11 protein-coding genes are annotated in these 17,803 nt (G+C 67.1%); 5 read left to right on the forward strand and 6 right to left on the reverse strand.

Going from position 1 to position 17,803, the window contains the following annotated elements:
• Positions 1-10 precede the first annotated feature (10 nt).
• Positions 11-2,071, forward strand: coding sequence for an ATP-binding protein (locus tag Q0799_RS05880; RefSeq protein ID WP_298395640.1), 2,061 nt, complete (start codon positions 11-13; stop codon positions 2,069-2,071).
• A 1-nt stretch (position 2,072) separates the two neighbouring features.
• Complete coding sequence (locus Q0799_RS05885) at positions 2,073-7,736, forward strand: MG2 domain-containing protein (RefSeq protein ID WP_298395644.1); 5,664 nt, start codon at positions 2,073-2,075, stop codon at positions 7,734-7,736.
• Here the strand turns inward: Q0799_RS05885 and Q0799_RS05890 are convergent, their stop codons facing one another.
• On the reverse strand, positions 7,737-8,117 hold the full coding sequence (locus tag Q0799_RS05890; RefSeq protein ID WP_298395647.1) for a DUF302 domain-containing protein: 381 nt from the start codon (positions 8,115-8,117) through the stop codon (positions 7,737-7,739).
• A gap of 58 nt (positions 8,118-8,175) precedes the next feature.
• Here Q0799_RS05890 and pbpC point away from each other — a divergent pair, with 58 nt between their 5' ends.
• The 3 genes from pbpC to rarD are packed head-to-tail and all read left to right on the forward strand — an operon-like array spanning position 8,176 to position 12,044.
• A complete protein-coding gene (gene pbpC / locus Q0799_RS05895) occupies positions 8,176-10,434 on the forward strand; it encodes a penicillin-binding protein 1C (RefSeq protein ID WP_298395650.1) in 2,259 nt (752 codons plus the stop codon).
• Positions 10,435-10,467: 33 nt separating this feature from the next.
• Complete coding sequence (locus Q0799_RS05900) at positions 10,468-11,160, forward strand: DUF599 domain-containing protein (RefSeq protein ID WP_298395653.1); 693 nt, start codon at positions 10,468-10,470, stop codon at positions 11,158-11,160.
• A gap of 2 nt (positions 11,161-11,162) precedes the next feature.
• The gene (rarD, locus tag Q0799_RS05905) at positions 11,163-12,044 is read left to right on the forward strand and encodes an EamA family transporter RarD (RefSeq protein WP_298395656.1); all 882 of its coding nucleotides are present in this window, start codon (positions 11,163-11,165) and stop codon (positions 12,042-12,044) included.
• Here rarD and Q0799_RS05910 read toward each other — a convergent pair.
• The 5 genes from Q0799_RS05910 to Q0799_RS05930 form a co-directional block, all read right to left on the reverse strand.
• The gene (locus tag Q0799_RS05910) at positions 12,041-13,126 is read right to left on the reverse strand and encodes a chemotaxis response regulator protein-glutamate methylesterase (protein WP_298395659.1); all 1,086 of its coding nucleotides are present in this window, start codon (positions 13,124-13,126) and stop codon (positions 12,041-12,043) included. The two genes, rarD and Q0799_RS05910, sit on opposite strands and share 4 nt — an antisense overlap.
• Before the next feature lie 5 nt (positions 13,127-13,131).
• A complete protein-coding gene (locus tag Q0799_RS05915) occupies positions 13,132-13,941 on the reverse strand; it encodes a protein-glutamate O-methyltransferase CheR (RefSeq protein ID WP_298395662.1) in 810 nt (269 codons plus the stop codon).
• Complete coding sequence (locus Q0799_RS05920) at positions 13,941-14,543, reverse strand: chemotaxis protein CheD (protein WP_298395666.1); 603 nt, start codon at positions 14,541-14,543, stop codon at positions 13,941-13,943. The genes Q0799_RS05915 and Q0799_RS05920 overlap by 1 nt, the downstream gene beginning before the upstream one ends.
• On the reverse strand, positions 14,540-17,257 hold the full coding sequence (locus tag Q0799_RS05925; protein ID WP_298395669.1) for a nitrate- and nitrite sensing domain-containing protein: 2,718 nt from the start codon (positions 17,255-17,257) through the stop codon (positions 14,540-14,542). The genes Q0799_RS05920 and Q0799_RS05925 overlap by 4 nt, the downstream gene beginning before the upstream one ends.
• 57 nt (positions 17,258-17,314) lie before the next feature.
• The coding region (locus Q0799_RS05930; RefSeq protein WP_298395672.1) for a methyl-accepting chemotaxis protein at positions 17,315-17,803 on the reverse strand (489 nt) is incomplete at its 5' end.

Genomic DNA, 17,803 nt, shown 5'->3' on the forward strand with positions numbered 1-17,803 from the left:
GAGCGCAAGCATGTCGATTCATCGCCGCAGCGCACTGTTCGTCGTTCTCAGCCTGCTCATCGTCGGCTGGCTGGGCGCCTACGCCTTCACCCTATGGCGGCTGCGCACGGCGGCACTCGACAACGGCATCGAAGCCGCCGTCACCCACGCCCGCAGTTTCGAGAAGCACCTTACCCAGACCTTCGAAATGATCGAATTGGCTGCAGTCGGTCTGGCGCCCGGTCAGAGTACGGACAGCGTCGGCACGCGCTTCAGCGAGCAGATGAACGATGCGCTGCGCAAGACCCCCTATCTGCGCTCCTTGTCGCTGATCGACGAAGAGGGGCTGGTACTGGCCAGCACCAGCCCCGGCAATGTCGGCGGCAAGGTCGCACTGCGCGGTTTCTTTCCGATCATCGGCGACGACTCGCCAACGATGCATATCGGCAGCCTGTGGCTCGGGCGCGACCTCGCCGATGGCATTGCGGAAACGGCGCTGGCCGACGACACCCGCAACAATGGCCCGGCCTTCGTCCCGGTGCTGCGCCGGATCGACAACGGCGAGCACCGCCACTGGATCGTCGCTGCGCTGAATCCTGAATATTTCACCCTGCATTTCAGCCAGCTGCTGCCCGGTGAAGAGGGTCATGTCCAGATACTGCGTCACGACGGCCTGCTGCTGCTTTCGTCAAATCCGCTGGACCTGCCCGGCCACGCCGGCGCCGCCGGCCAGGTGACGGAATGGCTGGCCCGCCAGGAAAGCGGGGCGCTCCGGCAAATCCTGCCCGGCGGCAATCCGGTACTCAGCGCCTACCGGGTATCGAGCCGTTTCCCGGCGCTGGTCGCCGTGCATCTGTCGCAGAACACCATCCTCGAACGCTGGCGCGACGAGGCCCGGCGCATCTCGCTGGTGGTGCTGCCGATCCTGTTCGCGCTGAGCGCCGCAGCCTTCCTGGTCTGGCTGCGCCAGCGCCGGCTGGAAGAACGTGAAGACGAACTGTCCAACCAACGCAAGCTGGCGGAAAGCGTCTTTGCCGCGACCAACAATGGCGTTTTCCTGACCACCCCCCAGGGCGACATCATCGCCGTCAACCCGGCTTTCGAGCGCATCACCGGCTATACCGCCAGCGAGGTGCTGGGCCGCAACCCGCGCCTGCTCGCTTCCGGCCGCCACGACGAGTCGTTTTACCGGCACATGTGGGATAGCATCCAGACCGTCGGCCACTGGGATGGCGAAATCATCAACCGGCGCAAGGACGGCACACTCTTTCACGGCATCGTCAATATCAACGCCGTGCTCGACGACCACGGCCGGCTCAAGCACTACGTCGGCGTCACCGTCGACATCACAGAGCGCAAGGAATACGAAAGTCAGCTGCTGCTCGCCAAGGAACGCGCGGAGGCCGCCTCGCTGGCGAAGACCACCTTCCTGGCCACGGTCAGTCACGAACTGCGCACCCCGATGAACGGCGTACTCGGCATGACCGAAGTCCTGCTGCGCTCCCCGCTCGATGAGCGGCAACGCCGCCAGCTCGGCATCGTGCGGGATTCGGCAGTTTCGCTGCTGGACATCCTCAACCAGATTCTCGACTACTCGAAAATCGAATCGCATAACCTGCAACTCGAACACCTGCCGCTTGACGTCAACAGCCTGATCCACGACCTGAGCGCGCTGTTCGCCCCCGCTGCCGTAGCCAAGGGCGTGCGCCTGCACGAATTGCCGCATGCTCCGCTGCCCGAAGGATTGTTTGGCGACCCGCTACGCCTGCGCCAGATCCTGACCAACCTGCTCAGCAACGCCGTCAAATTCACCCGCGCCGGAGAAATCACCGTCGATGCCGACGTCAGCGACGGCTGCCTGCGCATCGTGGTCAGCGATACCGGCATCGGCATCGCCGCCGACAAGCAGCAACAGATTTTCGAAGCCTTCACCCAGGCCGACGGCTCGCACACCCGCGAGTTCGGCGGCACCGGCCTCGGCCTGAGCATCAGCCGCCGCCTGGCCGAAGCCATGGGCGGCAGCCTGACGGTCGATAGCACCCCCGGCCAGGGCAGTCGATTCACCCTGAGCATTCCCGCACAATTCTCCTGACATGCGCCGCCCACTTTCGCTACTTGCCCTGCTCCTGCTCGCATCGGCCGGCCACGCTGCCGATGTTCGCCAATTCCAGCCGCAGGGCCAGGTCGGCCATGTCGCCCAGGTCTCGGCGCAATTCAGCCAGCCCATGGTCAAACTGGGCGACGACACCGCCGCCGCGCCGTTCGCCATCGATTGCGCCGGCATTACCGGGGATGGACGCTGGAGCGGCGAGCGGACCTGGACCTGGCGCCCGCAACGCCCGCTGCAAGCCGGCGAGCGCTGTGTGTTCACGCTGCGCGACGGCTTGAGCACCCTGCAGGGCGAAACCCTGAGCGGCAAACGCCGCTTCGAATTCACCGGCGCCGCACCGCGCCCCTGGCGCATCCGGCCGAGTGCCGGCGCGCTGATCGAGGAAGACCAGGCCTTCGTCATCGACGGCGGCGGCCCGCTCGATCCGGCCTCGCTCAACGACCGACTGTGGTGCGAAGCCGACGGCGTCGGCCAGCGCATCCCGGCCCGGCCGGTGGCCGCCACCATTCGCCAGGAGGTACTCAGGCAGGCCAACATGCCGGACCACGCCATCGTCGTCGCCTGCAGCGAAAACCTGCCCGCCGGGCGCAAGATGAAACTGGTCTGGGGCAAAGGCATCAAGGCGGCCAACGGCACCCCGGCCGACAAGGAACAAAGCTTCGTCTACCCGGTGCGCGAGCCATTCACCGCCAGCCTGTCGTGCGAACGCGAAAAGGCCGGCGCACCGTGTTCCCCGCTGTCGGCGATCCGGCTCAACTTCAGCGCGCCGGTCGACGTGAAGTTTTTCGACAAGATCCGCCTGAGCTCCGCCGACGGCCCGCGCCGGCCACAGCCGCTGGACCGCGAGAATCCGCAAGCGGTGTTCGACAGCATCGCCTTCCCCGGCCCCTTGCCGCAAAACACGGAACTCAAGCTCGAACTGCCGGCCGGCGTGAAGGACGAGGCCGGCCGACCGCTCGCCAACACCGACAAGTTCCCGCTGACCGTACGCACCGGCGCGCTACCGCCGCTGGCCAAGTTTCCCGGCGATTTCGGCATCGTCGAACTGAAGCAGGGCGGGCTGTTGCCGGTGACGCTGCGCAACGTCGAAGCCAGCCTCAGGACCGCCGGCCTGGCGCTGCCCGGCAGCCACCGCTTCAGCGAGCAGCGGCTCACCGAGGACGCCGACGTGATCGCCGCCATGCGCGCACTGGCCAAGTTCGAACAGCAGAGCAACAAGTACAAGGTGGTGGTCGACGGCAAACCCGAGGAGCGCTACGACCCCTACTACGCCCGCGAACTCTCTTTCCTCGCTCAGCGCCCCGGCGTTACCCGGCAGGAACTGCCGAAACCCGGCGGCAGCGCGGAGTTCGAGGTGATCGGCATCCCGCTGACCAAGCCCGGCTACCACATCGTCGAGATCGAGAGCCGGCTGCTCGGCAACGCGCTGCTGGCGACACCCAAGCCGATGTACGTGCGCAGCGCGGTGCTGGTCACCAACCTCGCCGTGCATCTCAAGGTCGGCCAGGACAACGCGCTGGTCTGGGTCACCGCGCTCGATACCGGCAAGCCGGTGGTCGACGCCGAGGTCCGCGTGTCGACCTGCGCCGGCAAGCAATTGTGGCAGGGCAAGACCGACGCGCTCGGCCGGGCGAAGATCGACCAGGCGCTCGACAATCCGTACTGCGACGGCGACCGTTTCCTGTTCGCCAGCGCCCGCAGCGGCGGCGATTTCAGCTTCGTGCGCTCGGACTGGAACGAAGGCATCGAGCCGTGGCGCTTCGGCGTCTATAGCTGGGGCGACAACAGCCCGTTGCGTATCCACGGCATCCTCGACCGCAGCCTGTTCCGCCCCGGCGAGACGCTGTCGGTCAAGCACCTGGCGCGCAGCCGCGACAGCCGCGGTTTCTCGCTGCCGGCCGCGGACAAGCTGCCGAACAAACTGGTCCTGCGCCATAGCGAGAGCGGCACCGAATTCACCCAGCCGCTGAGCTGGGATGCCCAGGCGAGCGCGGTCAACGCCTGGAAAGTCCCGGAATCGGCCAAGCTCGGCACCTGGCAGATCGTCCTCCAGGGCGGCGCCGACGGCGAGATCTACAGCAGTGAGTTCCGCGTCGCCGACTTCCGCCTGCCGGTGTTCACCGGCAGCGTCCAGGGCGTGCCGGCGCGCCAGATCGCGGTCGACAAGGTGCCGCTGGCGCTCGGCCTGTCCTTCCTCAACGGCGGCGCGGCGAAGAACGCCGAAGTCGAAGTTTCGGCGACACTGCGCCCGCGCTGGGTGCACCACGCGCGTTACGCCGACTACCGCTTCAACGTCGGTTTCGAGGAAAAGGCGCTGGCCGCGTTTGCCCTCGATGCCGGCATCGATGAGGAACGCCTGGTCCTCGACAAACAGCAGCTCAAGCTCGACGCCGCCGGCGCCGGTCGCCTGGAAGTACCCTTGCCGGCCAAGCCCGGTGGCCCGGCCGAACTCTACGCCGAGATGAGTTTTGCCGATCCGAACGGCGAGATTCAGACCATCCGCGGCATCGTCGACCTGCGCCCGGCGGCCTTCGAGATCGGCGTCAAGATCGCCGACTGGGCCGGCAGCAGCAGCGGCAACCGGCTCCAGGCGGTGGTCCTCGACACCGCCGGCAAGCCGGTCGCCGGCCAGGCGGTCAAGGTCACCGCCAAGCGCCGTATCGACAGCAGTCACCGCCGACGCATCGTCGGCGGCTTCTACGCCTACGAGAACACCGAGGACTACCGCGACCTCGGCGAGGTTTGCGCCGGCAAAACCGACAGCCGCGGCCTGCTGCTGTGCGAGCTGTCGATTGCCGACCCCGGCGCCATCTACCTGCTCGCCGAGACCCGCGACGTCAAGGGCAATGTCGCCCGCGCCGGCACCAGCTACTGGGTTTCCGGCGGCGGCGACCTGTGGTTTGCCGCCGGCAACCAGGACCGCATCGACGTGATTCCCGAGAAAAAGGCCTGGGCCGCCGGCGAAACCGCCCGCTTCCAGGTGCGCACGCCCTTCCGCGAGGCCACCGCGCTGATCTCGGTCGAAGCCGGCGGCATCCTCGAAACTTTTGTCCAGCCGCTGTCGCGCTTCAAGCCGACAGTGGAACTGCCGGTACGCGGCGAATGGGGGCCGAACGCCTTCGTCTCGGTGCTGGTCGTCCGTGGCCGGGTCGAGCCGCTGAAGTGGTACAGCCTGTTCCAGTGGGGCTGGCGCGAGCCGCTGGCCTGGTTCCGCGCCTGGTGGAACCCGGACCAGCCGACGGCCATGGTCGATCTGGCCAAGCCTTCGTACCGCATCGGCCTCGCCGAGATCGCCGTCGGTACCGAAGCCTTCCGGCTCAAGGTCGAGGTCAGCAGCGACAAGGCTGACTATCAGCCGCGCGAACACGCGACCGTGAACATCCGCGTCAGCACGCCCGACGGCAAGCCGCTGCCGGCCGGCAGCGAGGTCGCTTTCGCCGCCGTCGACCAGGCGCTGCTCGAACTGCGCCCGAACGACAGCTGGCAGCTGCTCGAAGCGATGCTGCCGACGCGCGGCTACGCGGTCGAAACGGCAACCGCGCAAGGCATGGTCATCGGCAAGCGGCACTTCGGCAAGAAGGCGCTACCGCCGGGGGGTGGCGGTGGCAGGGCGCCGGCCCGCGAGCTGTTCGACACGCTGCTGCTGTGGCAGCCGAAAGTGGCGCTCGACGCCAACGGCCGGGCGACGCTGCGCGTGCCGCTCAACGATTCCCTCAGCGAGTTCAAGCTGGTCGCCGTGGCCAGCGCCGGCAGTGCGCTGTTCGGCACCGGCAGCACCAGCATCCGCAGCAAGCAGGACCTGCAGATCATTTCCGGCCTGCCGCCATTGGTTCGCGAGGGCGACCGCTACACGGCGACGCTGACGCTGCGCAACGGCACCGCCCGGGCAATGAATCTCACGGTCGACGGCAAGAACGGGGGCAAAACCCTGGCCGCGCAAAAGCTCTCGCTGGCACCGGAAAGCGCCGGCGAACTACGCTGGCCGATGCAGGCCGGCGCAGGCATCGCGGCGGAAACCTGGGAATTCAGCGCGCGCGAAGACGGCGGCAAGGCCGCCGACACGCTGCGCATCACCCAGCAGGTGGCGCCTGCCGTGCCGGTCACCGTCCAGCACGCCAGCTTCCAGCGTATCGACGGCGACATCCGCCTGCCGGTGACGCCACCGACCGGCGCGCTGCCTGGCAAGGGCGGCGTCGAGGTCGCGCTGTCGCCCAAGCTGGCGACGCCGCCGCCCGGCCTGCTGCGTTTCTTCGCCGATTACCCCTACGCCTGCCTGGAACAGAAGACCTCGGTCGCCGTCGGCCTGCACGATCCGGCGCGCTGGCAGCAGATCGCCGACACCCTGCCCGGCTACCTCGACGACAACGGCCTGGCCGCCTACTTCCCCGGCCTGGCCGGCAGTCCGACGCTGACCGCCTACCTGCTCGACGTGGTCACGCTGGCCGGCTTCCCGCTGCCGGAAGACAGCCGCCGGCGCATGCTGCAGGGCCTGAATGCCTTCGTCGACGGCCGCCTGAAGCGCGACGAATGGGCGCCCGGCTTTGCCGGCGACGTGCGCCTGCACCGCCGCCTCAACGCCATGCAGGCACTGGTCCGCCAGGGCGATAAGCCGCAGCGCGCCGCAGCGGCCCTCGACATCGACCCGCTGCTGCTGCCGACCGCGGCGCTGATCGACTGGACGCTGGTGCTCAAGGCGCTACCCGACCTGCCGCAACGCGAAGCGAAGTACGCCGCCGCCCGCCAGGAACTGCGCAACCGCCTCGGCTACGCCGGCAGCCGGCTGATCTTCGCCAACGAACGTGCCGATTACGGCTGGTGGATGATGGCCAGCGCCGACGCCAACGCCTTCCGCCTGATCGAGGCGATGCTCGACGACGCCGAGTGGCAGACCGACCTGCCGCGCCTGCTGCAGGGCGCGCTCGAACGCCAGCAGCGCGGCCGCTGGCTGACGACCACGGCCAACGCCTGGGCGCGGGTGACGCTCGACCGCTTCGCGCAGAAGTTCGAGCGCGAGGCGGTGACCGGCGTGACCCGGGCGACGCTGGCCCCGGCCAGCGCCGAATTCGACTGGAAGCGTGCCGACAGCAAGCCGCTCGCCCTGCCCTGGCCGGCCAAACCCGACAAGGACGACGTGCTGGCGCTCGGCCACGCCGGCAGCGGCAAGCCCTGGGCCAACGTCCAGGTGTTGGCGGCGATCCCCGACGGCCCACCGCGTTACGCCGGCTACCGCATCCAGCGGCAACTGACGCCGCTGCAGCAGAAGACGCCGGGCAAGTTCAGCCGCGGCGACCTGTGGCGGGTGACGCTGAGCATCGACGCCGAGCACGACATGAGCTGGGTGGCGATCAGCGACCCGGTGCCGGCCGGCGCGCGCATCCTCGGCGACGGCGACGGCCGCGACTCGGCGATCGCCACGCGCGGCGAAGGCGAGGCCCGCGAAGGCCGCTGGCCGAGCTTCATCGAGCGCAGCTTCGGCGCCTGGCGGGCCTATTACGAAATGCTGCCGCGCGGCCGCACGCAGATCGCCTACACCGTTCGCCTGAACAATGCCGGCGACTTCGCGCTGCCGCCGACGCGGGTCGAGGCGATGTACGCACCGGACGTCTTCGGCGAACTGCCGAACGCCCGCCTGCAGGTCGGCGAGTAATCAGCGCATCTCGTCGATGAGCTGCGTCAGCTTGTCCTCGACCTCGGCCACCCAGCGCGCCAGCCGGGCGTCGCCGCTCGGCGGCGACAGCGGCTGGAAGCCGATCCGGGTCGCCCCGTTCTCGGTATACACGGCAAAACGCCACGGCAAGGCCAGCCCGACGCGCAGGTCGGCGGCAAGCAGCTCCTCGACGGCGCGCCAGCCGACGATGTCGAGCAGCAGGTAATCCTCATCGAAGCTCCGCGCCTCGCCGCGCGCCCGGCGCGCCAGCGCCTCGCCGAGATCGTGGCGGGCGAGCACGCTCAAGCCCAGGCGCTGGAGCGCGGGTTCGAGTTCGAAAACGACTTCCTGGAAGGACTTGCTGCTTTCGGCGACGATCATCGATGGTCTTCCTGAACGGGAACGGCCGGAAATTTAGCCGATAGTCTCGGCCCGCACCATGCCCACGGCTAAAATAGGCCTTCTCCATTGCCCGGGCAACGGTCCGGCGCAAGCTCGCAGAACCCCTCAGGAAACCACGCTGAACCGCCTTCTTTTCACCCTGATCGCGGCACTGCTGCTCCCGTTCCCGGCACTTGCCCTGCCCGGCTTCGACGAGGTGCGCGCCGCCTACCGGCCGTCGGAAGCGACGCTGCTCGCCCGCGACGGCCGGCCGCTGCACAGCCTGCGCGTCGACATGCAGGTGCGCCGACTGGCGTGGACGCCGCTCGCCGACATCTCGCCGGCCCTGCTGCGAGCGGTGATCGCCGCCGAGGACAAGCGTTTCATGGAACACGGCGGCGTCGACTGGCTGGCCGCCGGCAGCGCCGCCTGGAGCAACCTGCGCGGCAGTCGCACGCGTGGCGCCAGCACGCTGACCATGCAGCTGGCCGGGCTGATCGAGGAGGACGGGCAAAGACGCGGTCAACGCAGCTTTCTCGCCAAGATCGGCCAGTCGGCCGCCGCCCTGCGTCTGGAGCGGAGCTGGAGTAAAGGCCGCATCGTCGAGGCCTACCTCAACCTCGTCAGTTTTCGCGGAGAACTGCAGGGCGTCGCGGCGATGAGCCGGGCCTTGTTCGGCAAATGGCCGCACGGCCTCGACGACCGCGAATCGGCAATCGCCGCCGTCCTGCTGCGCGCCCCCAACGCCACGCCGGAAGCCGTCGCCCGTCGCGCCTGCGCGCTGCTCACCGAATTGCAGCGGGCCGACGAATGCCGCGGCCTGGAGGCCTTCGCCTTCCAGGCGCTCAATAACAACCTGCGCGATTTACGCCCGGAAGCGCCGCAACTGGCGCCCCATCTCGCCCGCAAGCTGCTCGCCGAACCCGGCCGCGACCGGCGCAGCAGCCTCGACGCCGACCTCCAGGCCTTTGCCGTCGACAGCCTGCGCCGCCACCTGTCTGCATTGAGCCGGCAGAACGCCGAGGACGGTGCGGTCATCGTCATCGACAACGCCAGCGGCGAGATCCTGGCCTGGGTCGGCTCCAGCGGCGACCTGTCCGGCGCCGCCGAAGTCGATGGCGCGACGGCGCTGCGCCAGGCCGGATCGACGCTGAAGCCTTTTCTCTACGCCCAGGCTTTCGAACGGCGCCTGCTCACCCCGGCCTCGCTGATCGACGATGCGCCGCTGAGCCTGGACACCGGCAACGGCCTGTACACGCCGCAGAACTACGATCCCGGCTACCGCGGCTGGGTGTCGGCCCGACCGGCGCTGGCCGGATCGCTGAACGTGCCGGCGGTGCAGACGCTGGTCCGCGTCGGCGCCGACGCCTTTCACCGGCGCCTGCGCAGCTTCGGCTTCGCCAGCCTGAAGGAGGATGGCGAGTGGTACGGCTACAGCCTGGCGCTCGGCTCGGCCGACGTTTCGCTGCTGATGCTGGCCAACGCCTACCGGACCCTGGCCAACGCCGGCAAATGGACACCGCTGCGCGCCCTGCCGGCCCGCGAGCCGGCGACGGCGCCCTGCCGCCAGGGCGGCTGCGAGGGCGTTTTCGACGGCAAGCCGCATACCGTCGGCACCCCGGCGGTGGCATTCCTGGTCAGCGACATCCTCGCCGACCGCGCCGCCCGCGCTGGCACCTTCGGCCTCGAATCCTGGCTGGCGACGCCCTACTGGGCGGCGGTCAAGACCGGCACCAGCAAGGACATGCGCGACAACTGGTGCGTCGGCTTCTCGCCCCGCTACACGGTCGGCGTCTGGGTCGGCAATGCCTCGGGCAGTCCGATGCATGACGTTTCCGGCATTTCCGGCGCGGCGCCGGTCTGGCGCGAGGTCATGGACCGCCTGCAGCGCGGTGCGAAAACTCCGCCGCCGGCCGCCCCCGCCGGTGTCGTCGGCCTGCCCGTCCGCTTCGAACCGGCGCTCGAACCGCCCCGTCGCGAGTGGTTCATCCAGGGCACCGAACAGCCGGTCATCCGCGCCGCCGCCGGCCAGGCGCTGACCCGCATCGTCTACCCGGCCGACGGCACGGTGATCGCCCTCGACCCGGACATTCCACCGGCCAACCAGCGCATCCCGCTGCGCCTGTCCGGTACCATGCCGCGGGGCGGGTACTGGCGTATCAACGATCAGCGACTGCCGGCCGGCGCCGGCGACCGCTGGCTGCCGCAACCGGGCCGCCATCGCCTGAGCCTGCACGATGCGCGCGGCGCGCTGATCGACAGCACCCGCTTCGAGGTGCGGGCCTTGCGCGGCAACACCGCCGGGAAATCCCGCTAGCCCAGCCGCCGGGCACTGTGGCAAACTCCAGCGATGCACGCCTTTCCCCATCTCTCCGCCATCGACTGGCTCGCCCTGGCCGTCTTCTTTGCCAGCTGGGCCGGCTACGCCTGGTTTTCCGAACACAGTGCGCGCGGTGCCGGCGGTCTGATCCGGACCAGCCAGCGCTACCGGCTGGAATGGGCTTACCGCATGCTCGAACGCGATGTCCGGGTGACCGACTCGACGCTGATCGGCAACCTGATGAACAGCGTCTCGTTCTACGCCAACACCACCATCTACATCATCGCCGGCCTGTTCGCCGCCCTCGGTGCCGCCGACACGCTGCTCGGCGTGGCGGCCGACCTGCCTTTCGCCGGGCCGGGCAGCCGCGAATTGCTGGAGATGAAGCTGATCCTGGTACTCGGCAGTTTCGTTTTCGCCTACTTCAAGTTCACCTGGTCGCTGCGCCAGTTCAACCTGCTGTCCATCCTCGTCGGCGCCGCGCCCACCGGGGCAACCGGCGACCCGGCCATCGACGCCTACGCCCAGCAGGTCGCCGGCGCCAACAACCTGGCCGGCGACGATTTCAACCGCGGCATCCGGGCCTATTATTTCGGCCTGGCCGCTGCCGGCTGGCTGTTCCATCCGCTGATCCTGGCGCTGGCTGCCCTGCTGGTGTGCGTCGTGCTGTATCGCCGCGACTATCGCTCGGCGGCCCTCGACGTCCTGCGCGGAAAAGCCTGACCATGCAGAAGAACGCACTGGCCGGCGTCGGTTTCGGCCTGCTCGCCTATGGCATCTGGGGATTTTTCCCGCTGTACTTCCATCAGCTCAATCATGTCGCGCCGATGGACATCCTCGCCAACCGCGCCTTGTGGGCCTGCGTCTTCGTCGCCCTGCTGCTGATGCTCAGCCGCCAATGGCACAAGGTCCGGCAGATTTTCGGCAAGCCGCGCCAGATCGCCATGCTCAGCCTGGCGGCACTGCTGGTCGGCAGCAACTGGCTGGTTTTCCTGTGGGCGGTCGGCAACCAGCAAGTGGTCGAGTCGAGCCTGGGTTATTTCCTGACGCCCATCGTCAACGTGCTGCTCGGCCTGCTGGTGCTCAAGGAACGGCTCAACGGCAAGGAATGGCTGGCCATCGGCCTGGCCGTCGCCGGTCTGGTCAATGAAATCGTCACCCTCGGCGGTCTGCCCTGGGTATCGCTGTTCCTGGCCGGCACCTTCGGCACTTACGGCCTGGTGCGCAAGCAGGTGCCGGTCGATGCCCAGCCCGGCCTGTGGCTGGAAACCCTGGTCATGCTGCCGCTGTGTTTCGCCTACGCGATCTGGCAGGCCAACAGCGGGCATACGGTGTTCGTTCTGGATACGCCCTCGACCACGCTCTGGCTGATCGGCGCCGGCATCCTCACCGCCCTGCCGCTGATCGCCTTCGCCGCCGCCACCCAGCGCCTGAACCTGGCCACCGTCGGCATGCTGATGTACATCAACCCGACCATGCAGTTCCTGACCGCCATCTACATTTTCGGCGAACCCCTGCAGACCGGAAAACTGCTCAGCTTCGCGCTGATCTGGCTGGGCCTGCTGGTGTTCAGCTGGAGCATGTGGCAGAAACGCCAGGGCGCCTAGCGGTTGGCCCGGGTGTAGCCCATCATCGCTTCCGGCACGCTGTCCAGCGGCATCACCTGATCGGCCGCGCCCAGCTTGATGGCCTCGCGGGGCATGCCGAAGACCACGCAACTGGCTTCGTCCTGGGCGATGGTACTGGCGCCGGCGTCGTGCATTTCCTTGAGTCCGCGGGCACCGTCGTCGCCCATGCCGGTCAGGATGATGCCCAGCGCGTTGGCGCCGGCAAACTTGGCGACCGAGCGGAACAGCACATCGACCGACGGCTTGTGGCGATTGACCAGCGGCCCGTCGACCACCTCGACCAGGTATTGCGCACCGCTGCGCTTGAGCATCATGTGCCGGCCGCCGGGGGCAATCAGCGCCCGTCCGGGCATGACCCGGTCGCCGTCGCGCGCTTCGCGCACTTCGATCTCGCAGATGCTGTTCAGGCGTTCGGCGAACATGGCGGTGAATTTCTCGGGCATGTGCTGGACGATGACGATGCCCAGGCAGGTCGCCGGCAGGCGTGTCAGGATGGCCTCCAGGGCCTGGGTACCGCCGGTCGAGGTGCCGATGGCGATCAACTGGTCGGTGGTGCGCGCCATGGCCGTCGGCGTGCCGGAAGGCAGGACGGCGTCAGCGGTCAGTTTCGGGCGATTCAGTGGCGCCGCCGTGCCGCTGCGCGGCAGCGCGCGCAGGTTGGCCTTGGCGGCGGTACGCACCGCCTGAACGATGTCGTTGGAAGCATCCTCCAGAAAGGCCTTGAGACCGGCCTTGGGCTTGGTGATGATGGTCACCGCGCCGGCCGCCATGGCATCGAAGGTCGCCTGGGCGCCGCTCTCGGCCAGCGACGAGCAGATGATCACCGGCGTCGGCCGCTCGGTCATGATCTTGCGCAGGAAGGAGATGCCATCCATGCGCGGCATCTCGATATCGACGATCAGCACATCCGGCCAGCAGGCCCGCAGCTTGTCCACGGCGAACACCGGGTCGGAGGCGGTGGCAACCACCTCGATGCCCGGCTCCCGCGAAAGTGCCTGAGAAATGACCTGGCGCACCAGCGCCGAGTCGTCAACGATCATTACCTTGATGTTTCCTGCCATGTCCGTCAGTCTTTTTGGTAAATGGTCGGACGAACCTGGGTCAGTCCGCAGGAAATGCCGTTCAGCGTTTCCGAATGACCAATGATGAAATACCCGCCCGGCTGCAGGCGGGGCAGAAGATTACCCACCACCTTGCGCTTGGTTTCGATGTCGAAATAGATCATCACGTTGCGCAGGAAGATCACGTCGAAACGACCGATGTCGGCGGTGATTTCCTGGGTCAGGTTGATGTGGTGAAAAGTGCAGCGGCTGCGCAGCGCCGGCGAGATCAGGAAGGTGCCGGCCTGGCTGCGCACGCCCTTGAGGCAGTACTTGCCGAGCAGTGCCGGCGGAATGCCCTCGTTGCGCTCGATCGGATAATGTCCGCGCCTGGCCTTCTCCAGCACCTGCGTGCTGATGTCCGAGCCGACGATTTCCCAGGGCGCATCCTTCAGGTTCTCGGCCAGCAGCATGGCCAGCGTATAGGCCTCCTCGCCGGTCGAACTGGCTGCGCTCCATACCCGGAAGGTCGACGGGCTGCGCCGGTTGGCGAGGATTTCGTCGCGCAGGAAATCGAAATGCTTGGGTTCGCGGAAGAAATAGGTTTCGTTGGTGGTCAGCAGATCGACCATCGTCTGCAACTCTTCCGGATGTTCGCCGGTGGCCAGCATGCGGTAATACTGGCTGAAGTTGTCGAGCTGGTGGTAACGCAGGCGTTTCTGCAGACGACCGACGAGCAGCACCTTCTTGGCGTCGGACAGGCTGATGCCGGCAAGCTTGTAGATCAGGCGCTGGAACAGCCCGAATTCCTGATCGGTGATAGCGGATTCGCTCATCAGAACAACTCGATTTTCTTGCCGGCAGGCTGTGCCGGCTTGTTGAGCAGGGATTCGGCGTAGGCCTGTTCCTCGCGACGCAGGGATTCCTGGCTGACCAGGCTGGAGGTGACCCGCTTGCAATAAGCGTCGCCGGTGGCGGGAACCAGCAGGATCTTGCGCGACCACGGACCGAGGAAGTCGGAAGCCACCAGCGGAATACCTTCGCGGTCCAGCCATTCATGGGCGAAATCGGCGTTGCGTTTGCCCACCGCCGGCGCCCCCTGAACCGTGGTGTCGATCACTGCACCGCCGCCAAAGGCCTTGGCCTGCATGCGGTGCTTGGCCGCACCGCGCTGCAGCATGCCGTTGAGCAGGGCTTCCATGCAGGCGTCGCCGGCCAGCAGCACGTCCTCGTCGGCGTGCGTGCCGCGCTTCATTTGCGGCAGCATGAAGTGATTCATACCGGCAATCGGCAGCATCGGGTCGAACAGGCAGACCGCCACGCAGGAGCCGAGCAGCGTGGAAATCGGGCGTTCGCGCTCGACCGCCCACTCCCCCGGGCGGATGCTGCGGGAGAGACGCTCGATGTCCCGGGTGCTCAGACTGCTGTAATCGGTCATCGACGTCCTTGTCCGCGCCCTTGCTCGACGGTGAAGAAGTCCATCAATTCTTGCAGTTGCCCGGCCTGCCCGCCCAGTTCCTCGGCCGTGGCGGCGAGTTCTTCCGAGGCCGAGGCATTCTGCTGGGTGGCCTTGTTCAGTTGGCCCATGGCCTGGTTGATCTGGGCCACGCCCGACGATTGCTCCTGGCTGGCCGAGGCAATTTCCTGGACCAGATCCGAGGTCTTCTGGATGTTCGGGACCATGGCTTCGAGCAGCTGGCCGGCGCTTTCGGCCATCTTGACCGACGAACCGGCCAATTGACCGATTTCCTGGGCCGCCACCTGGCTGCGTTCGGCCAGCTTGCGCACTTCCGCCGCCACCACGGCAAAGCCCTTGCCGTGCTCGCCGGCGCGTGCCGCCTCGATGGCCGCATTCAGCGCCAGCAGGTTGGTCTGGTAGGCAATGTCGTCGATGATGCCGATCTTGCCGGCAATCGATTTCATCGCCTCGACGGTCCGGTTGACCGCCGCGCCACCCTCGCCGGCTTCGCTCGCCGCACGCGTGGCGATACCGTCGGTGACCTTGGCATTGTCGGTGTTCTGCGTGACCGACGCGGTCATCTGCTCCAGCGAGGCCGTCGTTTCCTCGACCGAAGCCGCCTGCTCGGACGATGCCTGGCTCAGCGACTGGGCCGTTGCCGAGACCTGGCCAGCGGCATTGGACAAGGCGTCGGCAGCGACGATGATCTGGGCAATGGTGTCGGAAAGCTTGTCCAGCGTGTTGTTCAGGGCCGCCTGCAGGGTGGCGAAATCGCCCTGGTAAGCCTCGGTGATGCGCGGGCTCATGTCGCCCCGCTCCATCGCCGCCAGCACCCGCTGGACATCCTGGATCGGCGTCACGACGGCATCCAGGGTGGCATTGACGCCTTCGACGATCCTGCGGAAGTCGCCCTGATGCAGGCCGGCGTCGGCACGCGTCGCCAGCTTGCCGGCGACCGCGGCGGCCGACAGCATGTTGGCATCCTCGACCAGCTTGTTGACCGCGGCGATACAGGTGTTCAGGTTGTTCTTCAGCGTGTTGAAATCGCCGTTGTAGGTCTCGGTGATGCGCGGCGGAATGTCGCCGCGGGCAATCCGGTCCACGTAGCTGGCAGCGACGTTGAGCGGCCCGATCACGGCGTCGAGCGTGCGGTTCACGCCTTCAACGATGCGCTTGAAGTCGCCGGCATGACGGCTGGCGTCGGCGCGCGTCGACAGCTTGCCCTCGATCGCTGCCGTACTCAGCATGGCAGCGTCGGCGACCAGCTTGTTGACTGCCTCGACGCAGGTGTTCAGGTTGTTCTTGATGACGTTGAAATCGCCGTGATAGGCGTCGGTGATCGGCGGCGGAATGTCGCCCTTGGAAATCCGGTCGACGTAGTTGGCGGCGACGTTGAGCGGCCCGATGACCGCATCCAGGGTCTGGTTGATGCCGGCGATGATGCTGGCGTACTCGCCCGGATGCCGCGAGGCATCGGCACGTACCGACAGATCGCCCTGCAGGGCGGCAGCAACCAGGGCCTGGGCGTCGTGGTCCATGCTGATCAGCACCTGCTGGATTTCCGCCAGCGACGCCTGAACGGCACCGAGTTCGTCCTTGCGGTCGACCTCGATCTGACGCGAGAAATCGCCGGCCGCCAGACGGCTGACACTGCCTTGCGCCGAACCCAGACCACGCACCAGACGGATCATCACCCAGAGGAAGAGGATGTTGAACAACACACCGACCAGGACGACCGCGACCCCCATGCCCAGCGACCAGCGTGCCGCGGCACGCAGCTGCTCGACCTTGGCGCTCAGGTCGCCGACCAGATGGTCCTCGATCACCTTCATGGCGTCGATCTTGTCGCTGATCACCTTGAACCAGTGGGCCGGCTCGACCTCGAAACCGCCTTCGTTGACCTTGTCGAAAACCCGCTGCCGGATCTGTTCGACCTCGCCGTTAACCGGCCCGGCCAGCAGGCCGGAAAGTTCATCGACACGGGCCGGGTCGGCCACCGAGAGGAATTGCTTGACGTAGGCACCCTGGGCCGCCACCACGCTGGCCAGGGTCCGGAACTGGGGCAGGGCGACCGGCGCGTTGGCGGTCAGGATGCCATTGACCGTGGCCCGCTCGCGCCCGGCATTTTCCTTGGCGCGCAGGAACAGGTCGAGTGCGGTCAGGGCCTTGCTGGTGATGTCCTGGTCGCTGATCTTGCCGCTCTCGGTAACCATGTCGAGCAACTGGTCGATGGTGTTCGAGTAATAGGCAAACGATGCCGGCGGCTGCATCTGCAGACCGTCGATCGCCCGCCGCGTCTCGGCCATCTGCTGCATGGCCTTCAGGCTGGCGTCGAGCTTGCCGCGGACACTGTCGCCCAGGCGGGCGACATCGATTTCGGACTGCAGGGTCTCGAATTCCTTGAACACCTGATCGCTCAACTGGCGCTGACTGGTCAAGGTATCGCGGAAACGCTCGCCGCGCGAGGAAAGGAAACCGGCCGACAGCCCGCGCTCCTTCTGCAGTTCGTGGGCCAGACTGCCGCTGGTGATGGCGATCTTCTGCGCATCGGCCACGTCGTCGAGCGACTTCAACTGCTGCCAGTCGCTGAGGATCGAGGAAATGGCGTAATACAGCAGCGCCGCGGTCAATGCCCAGAAGACCGTGAACAGCTGGGTCTTCAATGAATGCAATCGGCTGATCTGAAAGGCCATGTTGTCTCTCCGCGCTATTGTTATGTTTGTATTGGGTACCGTCACCGGTACCCTGATTTAGAATTTTTCGAAATCGGCCTCGTCGAGCACCGCGACAGCGCGCCGCGTGCCCGGCGTTGCGGCGACAGGCCGACTCGCCGCCAGATTTCTGGCAGGCGAAGGCGAACGCCCCTGCGCCACCGAGAAGAAACTCATCAACTCCTGCAACTGGCCGGCCTGACCGCCCAGTTCCTCGGCCGTCGCGGCCAGCTCCTCGGATGCCGAAGCATTCTGTTGCGTCGCCTTGTTCAGCTGCCCCATGGCGTTGTTGATCTGGGCGACGCCGACCGACTGTTCCTGCGAGGCCGAAGCGATTTCCTGGACCAGGTCCGAGGTCTTCTGGATGCTCGGCACCATTTCCTGCAGCAGGCTGCCTGCCCGTTCGGCCATCTTGACGCTGGAACCGGCCAGTTCGCCGATTTCCTGCGCCGCCACCTGCGAACGCTCGGCCAGCTTGCGCACTTCCGCCGCCACCACGGCAAAGCCCTTGCCGTGCTCGCCGGCCCG

Source organism: uncultured Azonexus sp. (assembly GCF_937982035.1).
Taxonomy (GTDB): domain Bacteria; phylum Pseudomonadota; class Gammaproteobacteria; order Burkholderiales; family Rhodocyclaceae; genus Azonexus.

Excerpts from the sequence above, each read along its gene's own strand:
- pbpC (WP_298395650.1), top strand. The coding sequence starts at position 8,176 with ATGCCCACGGCTAAAATAGGCCTTCTCCATTGCCCGGGCAACGGTCCG.
- Q0799_RS05885 (WP_298395644.1), top strand. The coding sequence starts at position 2,073 with ATGCGCCGCCCACTTTCGCTACTTGCCCTGCTCCTGCTCGCATCGGCC.
- Q0799_RS05890 (WP_298395647.1), bottom strand. The coding sequence starts at position 8,117 with ATGATCGTCGCCGAAAGCAGCAAGTCCTTCCAGGAAGTCGTTTTCGAA.
- Q0799_RS05900 (WP_298395653.1), top strand. The coding sequence starts at position 10,468 with ATGCACGCCTTTCCCCATCTCTCCGCCATCGACTGGCTCGCCCTGGCC.
- Q0799_RS05925 (WP_298395669.1), bottom strand. The coding sequence starts at position 17,257 with ATGGCCTTTCAGATCAGCCGATTGCATTCATTGAAGACCCAGCTGTTC.
- Q0799_RS05920 (WP_298395666.1), bottom strand. The coding sequence starts at position 14,543 with ATGACCGATTACAGCAGTCTGAGCACCCGGGACATCGAGCGTCTCTCC.
- rarD (WP_298395656.1), top strand. The coding sequence starts at position 11,163 with ATGCAGAAGAACGCACTGGCCGGCGTCGGTTTCGGCCTGCTCGCCTAT.
- Q0799_RS05915 (WP_298395662.1), bottom strand. The coding sequence starts at position 13,941 with ATGAGCGAATCCGCTATCACCGATCAGGAATTCGGGCTGTTCCAGCGC.
- Q0799_RS05880 (WP_298395640.1), top strand. The coding sequence starts at position 11 with ATGTCGATTCATCGCCGCAGCGCACTGTTCGTCGTTCTCAGCCTGCTC.
- Q0799_RS05910 (WP_298395659.1), bottom strand. The coding sequence starts at position 13,126 with ATGGCAGGAAACATCAAGGTAATGATCGTTGACGACTCGGCGCTGGTG.